Annotated in this window: 13 protein-coding genes and 1 tRNA gene; 8 read left to right on the forward strand and 6 right to left on the reverse strand. The window is 63.6% G+C overall.

The genetic code is table 11. The features are described from left to right. The first annotated feature begins 76 nt into the window (after positions 1 to 76). Positions 77 to 568, forward strand: coding sequence for an Lrp/AsnC family transcriptional regulator (locus GR167_RS05235; protein WP_160972372.1), 492 nt, complete (start codon positions 77 to 79; stop codon positions 566 to 568). Positions 569 to 645: 77 nt separating this feature from the next. Here the strand turns inward: GR167_RS05235 and GR167_RS05240 are convergent, their stop codons facing one another. From GR167_RS05240 to GR167_RS05250, 3 genes are all read right to left on the reverse strand, one after another. After that, entirely contained in the window at positions 646 to 2,559 is a 1,914-nt protein-coding gene (locus GR167_RS05240; RefSeq protein ID WP_160972373.1) for an FAD-binding monooxygenase, read from the reverse strand. A gap of 407 nt (positions 2,560 to 2,966) precedes the next feature. Next, positions 2,967 to 3,053, reverse strand: a tRNA-Leu gene (locus GR167_RS05245). Positions 3,054 to 3,201: 148 nt separating this feature from the next. Next, positions 3,202 to 4,830, reverse strand: coding sequence for a peptidoglycan-binding domain-containing protein (locus GR167_RS05250; RefSeq protein WP_160972374.1), 1,629 nt, complete (start codon positions 4,828 to 4,830; stop codon positions 3,202 to 3,204). An 89-nt stretch (positions 4,831 to 4,919) separates the two neighbouring features. On the opposite strand from GR167_RS05250, the gene lipB reads away from it, so the two are divergent. After that, complete coding sequence (gene lipB / locus GR167_RS05255; protein ID WP_160972375.1) at positions 4,920 to 5,585, forward strand: lipoyl(octanoyl) transferase LipB; 666 nt, start codon at positions 4,920 to 4,922, stop codon at positions 5,583 to 5,585. Positions 5,586 to 5,714: 129 nt separating this feature from the next. Then, positions 5,715 to 6,674, forward strand: coding sequence for an NAD(+) synthase (gene nadE, locus GR167_RS05260; RefSeq protein ID WP_160972376.1), 960 nt, complete (start codon positions 5,715 to 5,717; stop codon positions 6,672 to 6,674). A 4-nt stretch (positions 6,675 to 6,678) separates the two neighbouring features. Here nadE and GR167_RS05265 read toward each other — a convergent pair whose 3' ends face one another. Then, positions 6,679 to 7,494, reverse strand: a complete 816-nt coding sequence (locus GR167_RS05265) for a M90 family metallopeptidase (protein WP_160972377.1) — start codon at positions 7,492 to 7,494, stop codon at positions 6,679 to 6,681. Positions 7,495 to 7,625: 131 nt separating this feature from the next. Next, the gene (gene argC, locus GR167_RS05270; protein ID WP_160972378.1) at positions 7,626 to 8,555 is read right to left on the reverse strand and encodes an N-acetyl-gamma-glutamyl-phosphate reductase; all 930 of its coding nucleotides are present in this window, start codon (positions 8,553 to 8,555) and stop codon (positions 7,626 to 7,628) included. A 250-nt stretch (positions 8,556 to 8,805) separates the two neighbouring features. On the opposite strand from argC, the gene GR167_RS05275 reads away from it, so the two are divergent. The 3 genes from GR167_RS05275 to GR167_RS05285 all read left to right on the forward strand — a co-directional run bounded on the left by GR167_RS05275 (position 8,806) and on the right by GR167_RS05285 (position 11,917). Next, on the forward strand, positions 8,806 to 9,222 hold the full coding sequence (locus tag GR167_RS05275) for a c-type cytochrome (protein WP_160972379.1): 417 nt from the start codon (positions 8,806 to 8,808) through the stop codon (positions 9,220 to 9,222). Between the two features lie 335 nt (positions 9,223 to 9,557). Next, positions 9,558 to 11,234, forward strand: a complete 1,677-nt coding sequence (ctaD, locus tag GR167_RS05280; protein ID WP_160972380.1) for a cytochrome c oxidase subunit I — start codon at positions 9,558 to 9,560, stop codon at positions 11,232 to 11,234. A gap of 179 nt (positions 11,235 to 11,413) precedes the next feature. Beyond that, the gene (locus GR167_RS05285) at positions 11,414 to 11,917 is read left to right on the forward strand and encodes a DUF2244 domain-containing protein (RefSeq protein WP_160972381.1); all 504 of its coding nucleotides are present in this window, start codon (positions 11,414 to 11,416) and stop codon (positions 11,915 to 11,917) included. A gap of 72 nt (positions 11,918 to 11,989) precedes the next feature. Here GR167_RS05285 and GR167_RS05290 read toward each other — a convergent pair whose 3' ends face one another. Next, positions 11,990 to 12,460 (reverse strand): GatB/YqeY domain-containing protein, encoded by a 471-nt coding sequence (locus tag GR167_RS05290; RefSeq protein ID WP_160972382.1) that lies wholly within the window; start codon positions 12,458 to 12,460, stop codon positions 11,990 to 11,992. Between the two features lie 209 nt (positions 12,461 to 12,669). Between GR167_RS05290 and carA the strand changes: the two genes are divergently transcribed. Both carA and GR167_RS05300 read left to right on the forward strand, forming a co-directional pair. Further along, positions 12,670 to 13,830 (forward strand): glutamine-hydrolyzing carbamoyl-phosphate synthase small subunit, encoded by a 1,161-nt coding sequence (gene carA, locus GR167_RS05295; RefSeq protein ID WP_160972383.1) that lies wholly within the window; start codon positions 12,670 to 12,672, stop codon positions 13,828 to 13,830. A gap of 77 nt (positions 13,831 to 13,907) precedes the next feature. Further along, positions 13,908 to 15,749: a glycosyltransferase gene (locus GR167_RS05300; protein WP_160972384.1), complete on the forward strand. Its 1,842-nt coding sequence runs from the start codon at positions 13,908 to 13,910 to the stop codon at positions 15,747 to 15,749. The last annotated feature ends 5 nt before the right edge of the window (positions 15,750 to 15,754 follow it).

Consider the following 15,754-nt stretch of genomic DNA (forward strand, 5'->3'; position numbering starts at 1 on the left):
AATTCGATTGTTCATATCGTCCATTTGAATTAGACACACAGACGATCAGACCTTAATCGCACCGGAATTCAGACCAATGGATCAGACCGAACAGGAATTGCCCGGCATCGACCGGTTCGACCGCCGGATTCTGGAAATCCTGTCGGTCGAGGCGCGGATTTCGATGACCGAACTGGCGCAGCGGGTGGGGCTGTCGAAAACGCCTGTGCTGGCGCGGGTGCGACGGCTGGAAAAGGACGGTTATATCACCGGTTACCGGGCGCAGCTGTCGACGCAGAAACTGGGGCTCGACCACGTCGCCTTCATCCAACTCAAGCTCAGCGACACGCGCGAAGCGGCGCTGGCCGCCTTCAACGCCGCCATCCGCAAGATCCCCGAGGTCGAGGAATGTCACATGATCGCGGGCGGTTTCGATTACCTGATCAAGGTGCGCAGCCGCGACATCCGCGATTACCGCCGGGTGCTGAGCGAAAGCATTTCCACCCTGCCCCATGTCGCCTCCAGTTCGACCTATGTGGCGATGGAGACGGTGAAGGAATCCGGCTTCGACCAGCTGAACGAGTTCTGAGCCCCGACAAAGGAACACAACGCAAAACGGGCGCCCCGATCCGGGACGCCCGCCTCTCAGAAACCGTTCCGGCCCGCTCAGCCTTGCATCAGCACGCCGTCGAAGAATTCGGACAGCTCGGCATAACCGTCCAGCGGCAGCACATGGGCGATATACTGGTCGGGGCGCACCACGATCATGCAGCCCTTGTCGCGGTCGATGCCGCGCATGTCAAAGATATCACCCAAGCCCTTGTGATCGGTGCAGAAAACCTTTTCGTGGTCCTGCAGGCCCAGCTTGCCCTTCATGGGTTTCAGCAACGACGGCATGTCCTCATAGGCCAGGTCTTCGAAGGTCTGCTGGAACACCCCGCGCAGATCGATCACCGCGTCGATGTCTTCGCCCGCGCGGGTGTATTTCACCACCGGCGAAGCGGCATCACTTTCCAGCCAGTCGGCCAGCTTGTGGATCGCCGACCCGGCGGCCGAACTGTCGCCCTTGCCCGCGAAGGCATAGATGCGCCAGCGGCCGTCTGCCTGTGCCGCATGGCCCAGCTGCATCTGCATCGCATCCGCCAGCCGCACCACCGGGGCGGAATGGAACCGGCGGCCGATTTCCTCACCCGTGGCCAGCGCCTGATGGGTCGGCATGCCGACCAGGGCGGAGGCTTCGTATTTCACCGCCAGACCGCCGGTGAATTCCAGGTTCTCGATGAACTGTTTCTGGAACCGCGGCATGTCCGACCCGTCCAGTTCGGATTCGCCCGGCGGCGCCGACATGATCCGCGCCCATTCGTGATCGGTATCGACCAGACGCTTGGCCTCGGCCCAGCGTTCGGCGGAATAGCTGCGCAGCAGGCTGGCATCGGCGCGGCCCTGCAGCACATGCGCCAGCTTCCAGCCCAGGTTGAACGTGTCCTGCATCGACACGTTCATCCCCTGCCCCGCCTTGGGGCTGTGGGTATGGCAGGCGTCGCCGGCGGTGAAGACGCGCGGATTGCGATCTTCGCCCGCGGGCACATCGTCGAACCGGTCGGTCATCCGGTGGCCGATTTCATAGATCGACCACCAGACCACTTCCTTCACGTCGATCGTGTAGGGCTGCATGATCCGGTTCGCCGCCGCGATCATGTGATCGGCGGTGAAATTGCGGCTGCTGACCCGTTCGTCGGGGTTGAGCTTGTCCAGCTCCACATACATGCGGAACAGGTAGCCGCCCTCGCGCGGCAGGATCAGCACGTTGCCCTCATGCGCCGAGGTGACCAGGCATTTCTGCCGCACGTCGGGGAAATCGGTATTGGCCAGGATGTCCATCACGCCCCAGGCCTGATGCGCCGCGTCGCCATGCAGCTTGCCGCCGATCGCCTGGCGCACGTTCGACCGCGCCCCATCGCAACCCACAACGTAGTTGGCGCGCACGGTCTTGGTCGCGCCCGCGTTCACCCCGGTGTTTTCCAGCGTCACGGTGACCGGGTGGTCGTCGGTCGTGGGATCGATTGCCACGTCCCGCACCGCCCAGCTGTAATCCGGCTCCAGCCGCGAGGGCGAGTTTTTCATCACGCCAAGGAACAGTTCATGCACCCGCGCCTGGTTGATCAGCGTATGCGGCATTTCCGAAGACCCTTCGGGCACGTCCTGCACCCGGCCGATCCGCTTGATATGGGCGGGGTTGGCCGGGTCCGGCGTCCAGAAAGCGGTCTGGTTCACCCAGTAGCTTTCGCGCTTGACGGTTTCGCCGAAGCCGAAAGCCTGGAACATTTCCATCGTGCGGGTGTTGATGCCGTCGGCCTGGCCCTTTTCGATCGGACCCGGTTTCTGATCGACGATCATCGTGTCGATTTCGGGAAACTGCGACAGCTGCGCGGCCAGGCACAGCCCGGCCGGGCCGCAACCGGCGATCAGCACGTCGACCTGTTCCGGCAAGGGCGCGTGCGGGCCCCGGTCGCGCCGGTTCGGTGCCGCGTTCTTGATATCGGGATCGCCACCGCGAAAACCGTCCACGTAAAATTGCATCGTAAATCCTCCCTGTCGCACAGCCGCAAGCATTCGTTCAGATGCACAGTTGATAATTGCACGCGCCCGTTTTGGTCAATAATTAATTAGTGTACTATCTTTATATCGGGCAACATGTTGTTATTGCGATAACTTCTAGCCTTCCCAGGCAAACGGCTAACCCGCATTCGAAGCACAAGGGATGCTGTTGTTCTTGATTCGGCAGGTCGCATCGCCGGCCCCACACCCTCAACCGTGTGGGATGCCTCCCCATCCTTTGAACGCCCAAGACGTCCAGAGGGTGCAAGATAGCAATCTCATGCAAACGAGGCATTGCAACCGCCGCGACCTTGGCAGGCTGGCTGGCGGGCCGGTCACATCGGACACTCGTCATTTCTTGGGGAAATCAACCACCTGATCGGGTGATTTGGTGCGGTCGAGAAGACTCGAACTTCCACTCCGGTTAAGGAACAGCGACCTCAACGCTGCGCGTCTACCAATTCCGCCACGACCGCACGTGATCAGGTAGTGCCGCGCGTATAGACGAGCCGAACCGGGTTGTGAAGGGGCAAATTCGTCCCCGGGATGGGTTTTCCCCTTCACAACCCGGAACGACAAAGGGCGACGCCGCGCGCCGCCCTTTTCCGGTGCGATCCCCGCCGCTTATTCCAGCGAGAAGCTGGGCAGGCCCGAAGCCGCCCCGGCCGCCGGCATGGTCATCGCGCCGCCGCCAAGCCCCTGCGCGGCGGCCTTGATCAGACCGACCCGTTCGGGCTGGCCGGGGGCGAAGACCGGTTCAGCCCCGGCTTCCAGCGCCGACACCGCCATGGCGTACCAGTCCTGCGCCTGCGGCACCGATTTCGCCACGCCGAAACCCTGCGACAGGTGATGGCCGACCAGTTCGGCGTAAGGCACCTGGCCGATACCCACCATCAGCATCGCCGATCCCAGGGCGACCTCCATCTTGTCGCGGCGATAGCCCGAGAACAGGCAGATTCGCGCGGTGTTGTTGAGCTGCGCCAGCGACATGTTGGAATTCAGCACGAAGGTCTGCACCTCGCCGGTGACATCCGCGGCACTACCCGATGCCAGCTTGGCGATATAAGGCGCCAGCGCCGGACCGAAGGCGTCGCATTGCGCGTCGACCTGCGCCGGGCTCAGCCCCTGCACCTTGGCGACCATGTCCTCGCCCGCGCCGATCGCATAGGTCCGGGCCAGGCAGAACTGTTCGCTCAGCGCCAGGTCGGGATCGCGCAGCGAGGCCAGGGTGACAAAACCGCCGTTGGAATTGGTCAGCAGGCTGACCTTGCTGCAATGGCTGGCCAGCGACGCGGCGGGCGGGGTGTCGCCCGCCATGGCGAAGGGCTGAATGCCGCCCAGCGGCGCGGCGGGCTGGGCCGGTTGGGCCGCCGCCATCGTGGTCTGCGGCGCGGGCTGTTGCGGCACCGGCAGCGGAACCGGGTTGGGCGCGGCGGCCATGGTGACGCCCGGTTCGACCAGCTTGCAGTCGGCCTGGTGGCATTCGAAGCTGGCCGGGGTCACCCCGCGGGCCTGGAAATCGGTCCGGCGATAACCCTGCGGCGTCGAGGCGAAGACCATCACCGTGCAATTCGAGGTGCCGCACCAGAAGGAACTGCCGCTGACCGAGGTGTCGAGGATGTAATCGTTCTTGCCGTCCTTGTTCAGGTCGGCCAGCTGCATGAAGCCCGAACGCTGCATTAGCTGTTCGGCCGAAGGTTCGGTGCTGCTGGCGATCTCGTCGATGGCCTGGCTGACCTCCATCGGAACGCCGCCATAGCCGGTGCCATAGCCCCCGGCGCTCCGGGTGCCCGCCGCTTCGTCGCGCCAGGTGTGCAGCAAGCCGCGCACGCCCTGCGGGCCCTGCATCGCCTTGATCACCTGCGGCCCGCCGATCTGGGCGCGGTTGTAGGACGACACCAGGAAATCGCGCTCATAGGGGGTCAGCTGGCCGGTGGCCGGGAAACCCATATGGGCCTGGTACTGGGAAATCGCGCCGCGCGATCTGCTGCCCAGAACGCCGTCCGGGGTGCCCGCCGGAAAACCGAAATAGTTCAGAGAGGCTTGCACTTCGCGGTTCTGTTGCCGGGTCACCGAGCTGGTGCTGTAGGTCGTGGTGGTGCGCTTCTTGTTCTTGTTGGCCTCGTTGACGATCACACCGCCGATGATGCCGCCGACGATGGCGGACCCAAGGTTGTCGGCAAAGGCCGGGGCGGATATGGAACCCGCCATCATGGCGGCGACAATGGCGGTTTTTAGCGACTTGGAAAACATGCTCCTCGCTCCCTATAGATATAAAACAATGGAATCATGATAGCACATTCCTCCTCGATCGGGGGAAAACTGCGGGAAGGACGGGCACGATGGTCGAATGGATCGTCAGCGAGGGATTGACGGATTACGACGATGCCGTCGCCTTCATGGAAGACCGCGCCGCGCGGATCGCTGCGGGCGAGGCCGGGGAATGCATCTGGCTGGTCGAACATCCGCCGCTTTACACCGCCGGCACCTCGGCCAAGCGCGAGGACCTGACCGATCCCGACCGGTTCCCGGTCTATGACAGCAAGCGCGGCGGCCAATACACCTATCACGGCCCCGGCCAGCGGGTGGCCTATGTGATGCTGGACGTGGGCAAGCGCGGCCATGACGTGCGCCGCTTCGTGCAGCAGCTCGAAGAATGGGTGATCGCGACGCTGGACGAATTCAACATCAAGGGCGAAATCCGAGACGGCCGGGTCGGCGTCTGGGTCGAACGCAACGACAAGCCGCTGACCGTCTCGGGCGCGGTGGCCGAAGACAAGATCGCCGCCATCGGCATCCGGCTGCGCAAGTGGATCAGCTTTCACGGCGTGTCGATCAATGTCGATCCCGAGCTGGAACATTTCAGCGGCATCGTGCCCTGCGGCATCACCGAACACGGCGTGACCAGCCTGGTCGATCTGGGCCTGCCGGTGACGATGGAGGACCTCGACGTGGCGTTGCGCCGCCGCTTCGACGAGGTTTTCGGGGAGCTGCCGGCAGAGGCGTGAGCCCACCCCTTGATGCAGATCATGGTTCCGCCGCCCGATACGGCGGAGCCTTGCAGGGCCGGACCGTTCCGCCCTGCACCCCAGCGGATCGCGGCGGCAGTCGCAATCATCCGTCGCGGGGAATTCACCATGACAGCTCTCGAAATTGACACGGAACAGGCGATCGACACGATTTCCGGCTACCTTCGGGACATCGTCAAATCGTCCAGCACCGACGGCGTGATCATGGGGCTGAGCGGAGGGTTGGATTCCTCGGTCTTGGCGGCGCTGGCCGTGCACGCGCTTGGCCCCGAAGCGGTCAGGGTCGTCTATCTTTTCGACCGCGACAGCGACAGCGAAATCGCCGGGAATGCGCGCCTGATGGCCGGTTTCCTCGGGCTGGAGCTCGAGGTGACAGACATCTCGGGCGAAATGAAGAAGCGCGGAGTTTATGCCCCGCTGTTCATCAAGGCTCTGCGCCTGAACCCGCTGGTGGCCAAGGTCAGCTCCGGCAGCTACAGGCTGATCTGCGGTGAATCGCCGTTCAAATCCGCGCTGCGCGACGGCGGCGGCGAAACGCTTCACCCGTGGTACAAGCGGCTGATGTTCAACATGACGATGCATCATGTCGATACCGGCTTCGCCCAGCGTCATCAATTCCGCCGCCAGACGATGGAAGCCCTGGCCAAGCAGAGGAACCTGTTCCTGATCGGCGCGGCGAACCTGTCGGAATGCGAAGTCGGCTGGTTCGTGAAAGGCGGAATCGACGATCTGCCGGTGCAACCGATGACCGGGCTGTTCAAGACACAGGTACGCCAGCTGGCCAAGGCGCTGAACCTGCCCGAACCGGTGCGCAGGCAACTGCCGTCGCCGGACATGGCCAAGGGGGTGACCGACGAATTCGGCATCGGCCACGATTACAGCGACGTCGACCTGGTGATCGACGGGTTTGATCGTGGCCTGTCCGATCCGGAAATCGCCGCGCTTGGCATCCCGCAGTCGGAAATCGACGATATCCGCGACCTGATGCGGCTGTCAGAATGGAAACGGCAATCACCGCACGAAACCCCGCCGGTCAGCGGCCGTTACGGATCGCCGCTGCGGGTGTGACCGGCTATTCCCAGGTCTCCGGCTCCAGCCGGAACAGCAGCGACAGCTGTTCGTAAATCGCCGGTTCCTTGTGCTTGAGGATCGCGGGCTTCTCGAAGAACGCCTCGACCGCCACGGCGAAGAATTCTTCCGGCCCCTCCGCGCCGTAGGCATCCAACACCGTCTTGTGCCCCGCCTCGACATTGTGGACATGCGCCTCGTAAGCGGTGGCGAAGGCGCGTGCCCAGGCGGCGAAGCTCTGCGCCCCGTCGAGCACCGGGACACCGTCGGTATGGCCCGACAGGTCGTCGATCTGGTGGGCGAATTCGTGGAACACGACATTGTGGCCGTCCCGGTCGTTGAACGCGCCCTGTTGGGCATGGGCCCAGGACAGGATCACCGGCCCGCGCGCCCAGCTTTCCCCGGTCCGCACGGTTTCACGTTCGGTCACGACATAGCCGTGATGTTCGGTCTGCCGCGATTTGAAGGCCCCGGGATAGATCAGGATGGTGCGCAGATGGTCGTACCAGGTATCGCTGTTGACGATCAGAAGGCAGGCCTGCGCGGCGATGGACAGCCGCATCTCCTCGGTCACTTCCAACCCGTCGCAGCCGATGAATTCGATCTGGTCCAGGAAGGCGTTGATCTTGCCTTCCAGCTTGCCGTGCAGCGCATCGGGAAGCCTTCGGGTCAGCGGCACCTGCTGCGCGACGATGGCGCGCTGCGGATCGGACAGCGGGGAGGCGAGAAGGTTCTCGCGCTTCTGTCGTTTCGACCGGGCGCGGAATACGAAAACGCCCGCGGCGGCAGCGACGCATAGCAAGATAAGGTAAACGGTCACGGGGGGATCACCTCGCCGGGCAGAACACACCTGATAAAGCTAAGCATTGCCCGGCGCAAAACAACCGGTGGCCCTGCTGCAGTCCTGGCCCGCAAAAGAAAACGCCCCGGGCGAACCGGGGCGTCCTTGACTCAGGCGGCGTCGCGTTCCGCCGCCGCGCCGATCATCAGGTCGAGGTTCTGCACAGCAGCGCCCGAAGCGCCCTTGCCCAGATTGTCCAGCACCGCGATCAGAACGACCCGGCCGGTTTCCGCGTCGCCGCGGACCGAGATTTCCAGATCGTTGGTGCCGTTCAGCGCGGTCGGAACGATGCGGCTGTCCTGATCCTCGATCGGGGCAACCCGGATACGCTCGCCGCCTTCATAATGCTGCGACAGCGCCTCGTGCAGTTTCGCCATGCTGACATCGCCCGGCAGGTCGGACAGGTGCAGCGGAATCTGCACCGCCATGCCCTGCTCGAAATTGCCCACGGTCGGCACGAAGATCGGCATCCGGTCGAGACCGCTGTATTTGACGATCTCGGGCAGGTGCTTGTGATGCTGGCCGGTGGCATAGGTGAAGGCGTCGGGCGCCTCGCCGCTTTCATATTCGGCGATCAACCCCTTGCCGCCGCCGGAATAGCCGCTGAGCCCGTTGATGCTAATCGGGTGATCGGCCGGGATCAGCCCCGCCTGCACCAGCGGCGCCAGCATCGCGATCGCGGCGGTGGAATAGCAGCCGGGATTGGCGACATAACGCGCCGATGCGATCCGCGCGGCCTGATCGGCCGACAGTTCCGGCAGCCCGAAGGCCCAGTCGGGGTTCACCCGGTGCGCGGTCGAGGCGTCGATGATCCGCACCGGCAGATCGGCGGACAGAGCCACCGCTTCCTTGGCGGCGTCGTCGGGCAGGCACAGGATCGCCACGTCGGCGCTCGCAAAGGCCGCCTTGCGCGCCTCGGCATCCTTGCGCAGGTCGGGATCAATCTGGACCAGTTCGATATCCGCGCGGCGCAGCAGGCGATCACGGATCTGAAGTCCCGTCGTGCCAGCCTCGCCGTCGATGAATACCTTGGTCGTCATGATTTCCCTCATATATCTCATGGGTCGCGCGGGATTGCGCGTGCCCGGTCCTACTCCGGTAGCGGCAGAATCAGAAGCGTTTTCTGGACGGATTTCGGCGATTTCCCGCTACAAACCGGTACAAAAGCGGAACGGACCGGCGATTGCAGCGACAAACTGCGACAATTCATCTTGAATTCGTCCTGTTGATAAGGGGGCAATGTGAAGTATCTACGCAGGACGCGAACTGAAAATCCTGAGGAGGCCCGCAATGAAAAAACTGCTGACCGCTACCGTGACCCTGGCTGCCCTGGCTGCCCCCGCTTTCGCCGAAGGCGACGCCGCAAAGGGCGAAAGCGAATTCAAGAAATGCAAAGCCTGCCACACGATCACCGCTGACGACGGCACCGTGATCTACAAGGGCGGCAAGACCGGCCCGAACCTCTATGGCGTGATCGGCCGTACCGCCGGCACCGCTGATGGCTTCAAATACGGCGACGGCCTGAAAGACGCGGCAGCAGCCGAATTCGTCTGGACCGAAGAAGCGCTGGCCGCCTATGTCGTGGACCCCAAGGTGTGGCTCGGCGAGCAAGGTTATGCCGCCAAGTCGAAAATGTCCTACAAGCTGAAAAAGGGCGGCGAAGACGTCGCGGCCTATCTGGCATCGGTCGCCCCCGCCGCGGAATAAGCGCGATCCCTTACGAATTCAGGCAGGCGTGCGGCTCTCCGCGCGCCTGTTTTCGTTCCGGGGCCCGGTTTCGCCCCCGGTATCCGGCGAATCCATTCATGACAGAGTCATCTTTTCATTCCGCCCCCGAAGGCGCGACCGCCCGGATTGCGACCGCCCCCTGCCCCGCAGACCCCTTTATTTCCTGAAAAACCGCGTGGGGTGCGACAAAATTCTTTGATCTGAATCAATTTCTGTAATTGCCGCTGCGGCTTGGGCATTCTAAAACGACAATTGAACACGGGCGCTTGGAGTCTCTCCTTGCGCCTTTCAATACACCAACAGGAGGCGAGAGCATGGCAGACGCAGCCATCCATGGCCACGAGCATGAAGACAATCGCGGTTTCTTCACGCGCTGGTTCATGTCCACCAACCACAAGGATATCGGTATCCTTTACCTGATCACGTCCGCCATCGTCGGTCTGATCTCGGTTTGTTTCACCGTTTTCATGCGCCTGGAGCTGATGGAGCCCGGCGTACAGTTCATGTGCCTCGAAGGCTTCCGTCTGTTCGGCGCAGCGGCCGGCGGGGAATGTACCCCGAACGGGCACCTCTGGAACGTCCTGATCACCTATCACGGCGTGCTGATGATGTTCTTCGTCGTCATCCCGGCGCTGTTCGGCGGTTTCGGCAACTACTTCATGCCGCTGCAGATCGGCGCGCCGGACATGGCGTTCCCGCGGATGAACAACCTGTCCTTCTGGCTGTATTTCGCAGGCACCTCGCTGGGCGTCGCCTCGATGCTGGCACCGGGCGGCAATGACCAGCTGGGTTCCGGCGTGGGCTGGGTTCTCTACCCGCCGCTCAGCGTCAACGAAGGCGGCATGTCGATGGACCTGGCGATCTTCGCGGTGCACGTATCGGGCGCATCCTCGATCCTCGGCGCGATCAACATGATCACCACCTTCCTGAACATGCGTGCCCCGGGCATGACCCTGTTCAAGGTTCCGCTGTTCGCCTGGTCGATCTTCGTCACCTCGTGGCTGATCCTGCTGTCGCTGCCGGTTCTGGCGGGCGCCATCACCATGCTGCTGACCGACCGTAACTTCGGCACCACCTTCTTCGATCCTGCCGGCGGCGGCGACCCGATCCTGTATCAGCACATCCTGTGGTTCTTCGGCCACCCGGAAGTGTACATCGTGATCCTGCCCGGGTTCGGCCTGATCTCCCACGTGATCGCCACCTTCTCGCGCAAGCCGGTCTTCGGTTACCTGCCGATGGTCTGGGCGCTGATCGCGATCGGCGGTCTGGGCTTCGTCGTCTGGGCGCACCACATGTACACCGTCGGCCTGTCGCTGACCCAGCAGAGCTACTTCATGCTGGCAACGATGGTCATCGCGGTGCCCACCGGGGTTAAGATCTTCAGCTGGATCGCGACCATGTGGGGCGGTTCGGTGGAATTCAAGGCGCCGATGCTGTTCGCCTTCGGCTTCCTGATCCTGTTCACCATCGGTGGTGTGACCGGTATCGTGCTGAGCCAAGCCGGCGTCGACCGCGCTTACCATGACACCTATTACGTGGTTGCCCACTTCCACTACACCATGTCGATGGGTGCAGCCTTCACCATCTTCGCCGGGATCTACTTCTACTTCGGCAAGATGACCGGCCGTCAGTATTCGGAACCGCTGGCGAAACTGCACTTCTGGCTGTTCTTCATCGGCGTGAACCTGACCTTCTTCCCGCAGCACTTCCTAGGCCGTCAGGGCATGCCGCGCCGCTACATCGACTATCCGGAAGCCTTCGCTTACTGGAACAAGATCTCGTCGATCGGTGCGCTGATCTCGTTCAGCTCCTTCGTCCTGTTCTTCGGCATCGTGATCTACGCGCTGCTGAAGGGTAAGAAGGAAACCCGGGCGAACTACTGGAACGAATACGCGGATACGCTGGAATGGACCCTGCCCAGCCCGCCGCCGGAACATACGTTCGAAACCCTGCCCAAGCAGGAAGAATGGGACAAGGGCCACGCCCACTGATCCCTGAGCGATCCAAGGACAGGCCCCGCAAAAGCGGGGCCTTTTCTTTTGTCAGGGCCTTGTCCCTGCCGCCGGACAAATGGGCAGCCAAGGCGTTTGCAAACGCCTTGGCACGCCCGTTCGAACGGGCGCGGTCCCTTGCCCATCGACATTCCCGCCCGACTTCCTATACCTGTGCCATGCCTTATCGCTGGACCGACACCGACGACCTGATCCTGACGCTGCGCCCGCACCGGTCGCTGCCGCGCCGGGGTTTTGCGGCGATGATCCTGATGGCCTTCCTGCTGGGCACGGTGCCGCTTTATGGGCTGCTGGGCACGGTGTTCCTTTGGGGGCTTTTGCCCTTCGTGCTGGCGATGGTGGGGGCGCTGTGGTGGGGGCTGGAACGGTCCTATCGCGACGGCGATATCCTGGAAGAACTGCGGCTGCGCGACCACGACCTGGTGCTGAGCCACAAACCCGCCCGCGGCGAGACCAAGGAATGGGCCTGCAACATCTACTGGGTCCGCGCCGAGATGCATGTCAGCGGCGGGCCGGTGCCGTTCTATGTCACGCTGAGCGGCAACGGTCGCACGGTGGAAATCGGGGCCTTCCTGTCCGAGGACGAACGCAAGGCGCTGTTCGGCGACTTGCAGGACAAGCTGACCGAGCTAAGGGCAGAATCCGCGCCGGACCGGGGCTGAAGAAACCGCTTTGCCAAAACGAAAAAGGCCCCCGCCGGGCGGGAGCCTTTATAAAATCCGGTCCTGAAACGCTCAGCCGTTGGCGGCGCTCAGCTGATCCTTGACCTTGGGTCCGACCGCGCCGAAATCCATCTGGCCGGTATATTGCGCCTTCAAGGCGCCCATCACCTTGCCCATATCACGAATCGAACTGGCGCCCACTTCGGTGATCGCCTCCGAAATCGCTTCGGTCACCTCGTCATCGCTCAGCTTGCGCGGCAGGAAATCCTCGATGATCTCGATTTCCGCCCGTTCCCGCTCGGACAGGTCCAGCCGGCCGGCCTCTTCGTACTGGCGGGCGCTTTCCTGGCGCTGCTTGACCATTTTGCCAAGGATTGCCAACACTTCCGTGTCGCCGACACCCTCGTCATTGCCATTGCCGCGTTCGGCGATATCGCGGTCCTTGATCGCGGCATTGATCAGGCGCAGCGTCGCCAGACGCATCGTGGCCTTGTCCTTCATAGCCTGTTTCAAGGCCGCATTGACCTTTTCGCGCATTTCCATTGGTCCCATCCCCTAGGGTTTTCCGATAGCCGCCGAACCTACTCAATTGCGGCGGCGCTGACAACCTGTCCTAATGCCCCGCCGCCCAGGGCGCGAATGCCCCCGGCTCCAGGCAGGCCCCGGACAGATTGGACCTGTCGGGCCTTGACCCTAGGGCGCGCCAGCCGTAGATATCCGCCAATTTGCCGCCCACCCCCGGAGACTCGATCATGGCCCAGACGCCCGACACACGCCCGACCGCATGCCTCGCTCTTGCCGATGGTACGATCTTCTATGGCAAGGGGTTCGGTGCCACCGGGATCACCCAGGCCGAGCTGTGCTTCAACACCGCGATGACCGGGTATCAGGAAATCATGACCGACCCGTCCTATGCCGGGCAGATCGTGACCTTCACCTTCCCGCATGTGGGCAATGTGGGCGTCAATCCCGAGGACGAAGAATCCGCCGAACCGGTGGCCGACGGCATGGTGGTCAAATGGGACCCGACCGAGCCCAGCAACTGGCGCTCGGTGCAGACCCTGGCCGAGTGGCTGGAAAGCCGCGGCCGGATCGCCATCGGCGGCGTCGACACCCGCCGGCTGACCCGCGCGATCCGCCAGCAAGGCGCGCCGCATGTGGCGCTGCAGCACGATCCCGAGGGCAATTTCGACATCGAGGCGCTGGTCGCCAAGGCGCGCGCCTTCGCCGGCCTCGAAGGCATGGACCTGGCCAAGGACGTCACCTGCGCGCAATCCTATCGCTGGGATGAAATGCGGTGGGCCTGGCCCGAGGGCTATAGCCGCCAGGAAGCCCCCAAGCACAAGGTCGTCGCCGTCGATTTCGGCGCCAAGCGCAACATCCTGCGCTGCCTGGCCTCGGCTGGCTGCGACGTGACCGTCCTGCCCGCCACCGCCACCGCCGAAGAGGTGCTGGCACATGATCCCGACGGCGTGTTCCTGTCCAACGGCCCCGGCGACCCGGCGGCCACCGGCGCCTACGCGGTGCCGATGATCAAGGGCGTGCTGGATGCGGGCCTGCCGGTCTTCGGCATCTGCCTGGGCCACCAGATGCTGGCGCTGGCGCTTGGCGCCAAGACCATCAAGATGAATCACGGCCATCACGGCGCCAACCATCCGGTCAAGGAACACGAAACCGGCAAGGTGGAAATCACCTCGATGAACCACGGGTTCGCGGTCGACAGCCAGACCCTGCCCGAAGGCGTGGTGGAAACCCATGTGTCGCTGTTCGACGGCTCGAACTGCGGTATCCGCATGGCCGACCGCCCGGTCTTTTCGGTGCAGCACCACCCCGAAGCCAGCCCGGGCCCGCAGGACAGCTTCTACCTGTTCGAACGCTTCGCCGAGTCGATGGCGCAACGGGAAAAAGCCTGACCCAATCGCGGTTAATCCGCCTTTAACCAAACCGCGCGATGCTTCCCGCAAGGATTTCACTTGCGGGAAACGCTGGTATGTATGTCGCCGAACGTATCGATTTCAGGGAAAGGCCCCGGAATTTCGGCCAGTTCCTGCTGGACTGGGGCATTCTGTCGGCCTCGCAGCTGCTGACCGCGCATGGCGAAATGGCGCTGGCCGACGCGTCGCTGTGCGACGTGCTGGTTTCGTCCGGCGTGCTGACGGCGGATGACGCCTATCGGCTGCAGGCCGATTGGCTGGATCTCGACTATTTCGAGGATTGCCACCTGCTGTGCGATCCGGACGTCCTGAACCGCTTCGATCCCCGGCTGTGCCTGAAACACGCGGCCTTGCCGCTGCGGATGCAAGACGGGCACCTGCTGATCGCGACTGGCCGCCCCGACCCGGTCACCACCGCCGATCTGGGCCTGCCCGGCCCGGCCCGCGACGCGCGTTTCGTGCTGGCGCCGGAACCGGCGATCCAGGCGCGCCTGGCCGCGCATTTCCGCGCCGATCTGACCCGCGCCGCCGCGACCCGGGTACCGGCCGCCGAAAGCTGCCGCAACTGGGGCCGCAACGGCGGAACCCGGATCATGCTGACCATGCTTGCCCTCACCGTCCTTGCCGCGCTGGTGTTGCTGTTTCCCAAGCCGATGTTCACCGCGCTGATGCTCTGGGCCTGCCTGACCCTGGCGATCGCGGCCACGATGAAATCGATTTCCTTCCTGTCCTTCCTGACGCGCCCTGCCCCGCGTGCGCCAGGCCCGCCGCACCCGGCGACGCCGTGGAAACGGCCGAAAGTGTCGATCCTGGTGCCGCTGTTCAAGGAACGCGAAGTGGCGCAGGTTCTGGTCAAGCGGCTGCAGCGGCTGACCTATCCCAAGTCGCTGTTGGATGTCGTGCTGATCCTGGAAGAAACCGACACGCTGACCCGGGCAGCGCTGGACGGGGCGGACCTGCCCGGCTGGATGCGGATCGTGATCGTCCCCGACGGCCAGCCCCGGACCAAACCGCGGGCAATGAACTATGCGCTGGATTTCTGCCGCGGCGACATCATCGGCATCTACGACGCCGAGGACGCGCCGGACCCCGATCAGATAGACCGCGTCGCAGAACGCTTCGCGCAAGCGCCCGACGACCTGGTCTGCCTGCAGGGCGTGCTGGATTACTACAATGCCGGGCAGAACTGGCTGGCGCGCTGCTTCACCACCGAATACGCGACCTGGTTCCGGGTGATGATGCCGGGCATGGCGCGGCTGGGTTTCGCCATCCCGCTGGGCGGCACCACCCTGTTTTTCCGCCGCGACGTGCTGGAACGCTTGGGCGGCTGGGACGCGCATAACGTGACCGAGGATGCCGATCTGGGTTTCCGCCTGGCGCGGCACGGCTATCGCACCGAAATGCTGCCCACCACCACCGGGGAAGAAGCCAATTGCCGCGTCCTCCCCTGGATCAAGCAGCGCTCGCGCTGGCTCAAGGGCTATATGGTCACCTACCTGGTGCATATGCGGTCGCCGCTGGTGCTGCTGCGGCAGATGGGGCCGTGGAAATTCATCGGCTTCCAGCTGCATTTCGTCACCGCGCTGTCGCAGTTCCTGCTGGCGCCGCTGCTATGGTCGTGCTGGCTGATCGTGTTCGGCCTGCCGCACCCGCTGACCGACCTGGGATCGCCCGCGCTGATCCGCGGGCTGAGCGTGCTGTTCTTCGGGGTGGAGATCTGCACCATGATCTTCGCGACACGGGCGGTCGCCGGGCGCGAACACCGGCACCTGTTACCCTGGGTGCCGACGCTGCATTTCTATTTCCCGCTGGGTGTCTTCGCCGCCTACAAGGCGCTGTTCGAACTGGTGTTCCAACCGTTCTACTGGGACAAGACCAAGCACGGGCTGTCGCTGTAAGCGCG

Origin of the sequence: Thalassovita mangrovi (assembly GCF_009857745.1) — a bacterium.
Taxonomy (GTDB): domain Bacteria; phylum Pseudomonadota; class Alphaproteobacteria; order Rhodobacterales; family Rhodobacteraceae; genus Thalassobius; species Thalassobius mangrovi.

Coding starts and splice junctions, on each gene's coding strand:
- GR167_RS05235 (WP_160972372.1), top strand. CDS start 77: ATGGATCAGACCGAACAGGAATTGCCCGGCATCGACCGGTTCGACCGC.
- GR167_RS05240 (WP_160972373.1), bottom strand. CDS start 2,559: ATGCAATTTTACGTGGACGGTTTTCGCGGTGGCGATCCCGATATCAAG.
- GR167_RS05250 (WP_160972374.1), bottom strand. CDS start 4,830: ATGTTTTCCAAGTCGCTAAAAACCGCCATTGTCGCCGCCATGATGGCG.
- lipB (WP_160972375.1), top strand. CDS start 4,920: ATGGTCGAATGGATCGTCAGCGAGGGATTGACGGATTACGACGATGCC.
- nadE (WP_160972376.1), top strand. CDS start 5,715: ATGACAGCTCTCGAAATTGACACGGAACAGGCGATCGACACGATTTCC.
- argC (WP_160972378.1), bottom strand. CDS start 8,555: ATGACGACCAAGGTATTCATCGACGGCGAGGCTGGCACGACGGGACTT.
- GR167_RS05275 (WP_160972379.1), top strand. CDS start 8,806: ATGAAAAAACTGCTGACCGCTACCGTGACCCTGGCTGCCCTGGCTGCC.
- ctaD (WP_160972380.1), top strand. CDS start 9,558: ATGGCAGACGCAGCCATCCATGGCCACGAGCATGAAGACAATCGCGGT.
- GR167_RS05285 (WP_160972381.1), top strand. CDS start 11,414: ATGCCTTATCGCTGGACCGACACCGACGACCTGATCCTGACGCTGCGC.
- GR167_RS05290 (WP_160972382.1), bottom strand. CDS start 12,460: ATGGAAATGCGCGAAAAGGTCAATGCGGCCTTGAAACAGGCTATGAAG.
- carA (WP_160972383.1), top strand. CDS start 12,670: ATGGCCCAGACGCCCGACACACGCCCGACCGCATGCCTCGCTCTTGCC.
- GR167_RS05300 (WP_160972384.1), top strand. CDS start 13,908: ATGTATGTCGCCGAACGTATCGATTTCAGGGAAAGGCCCCGGAATTTC.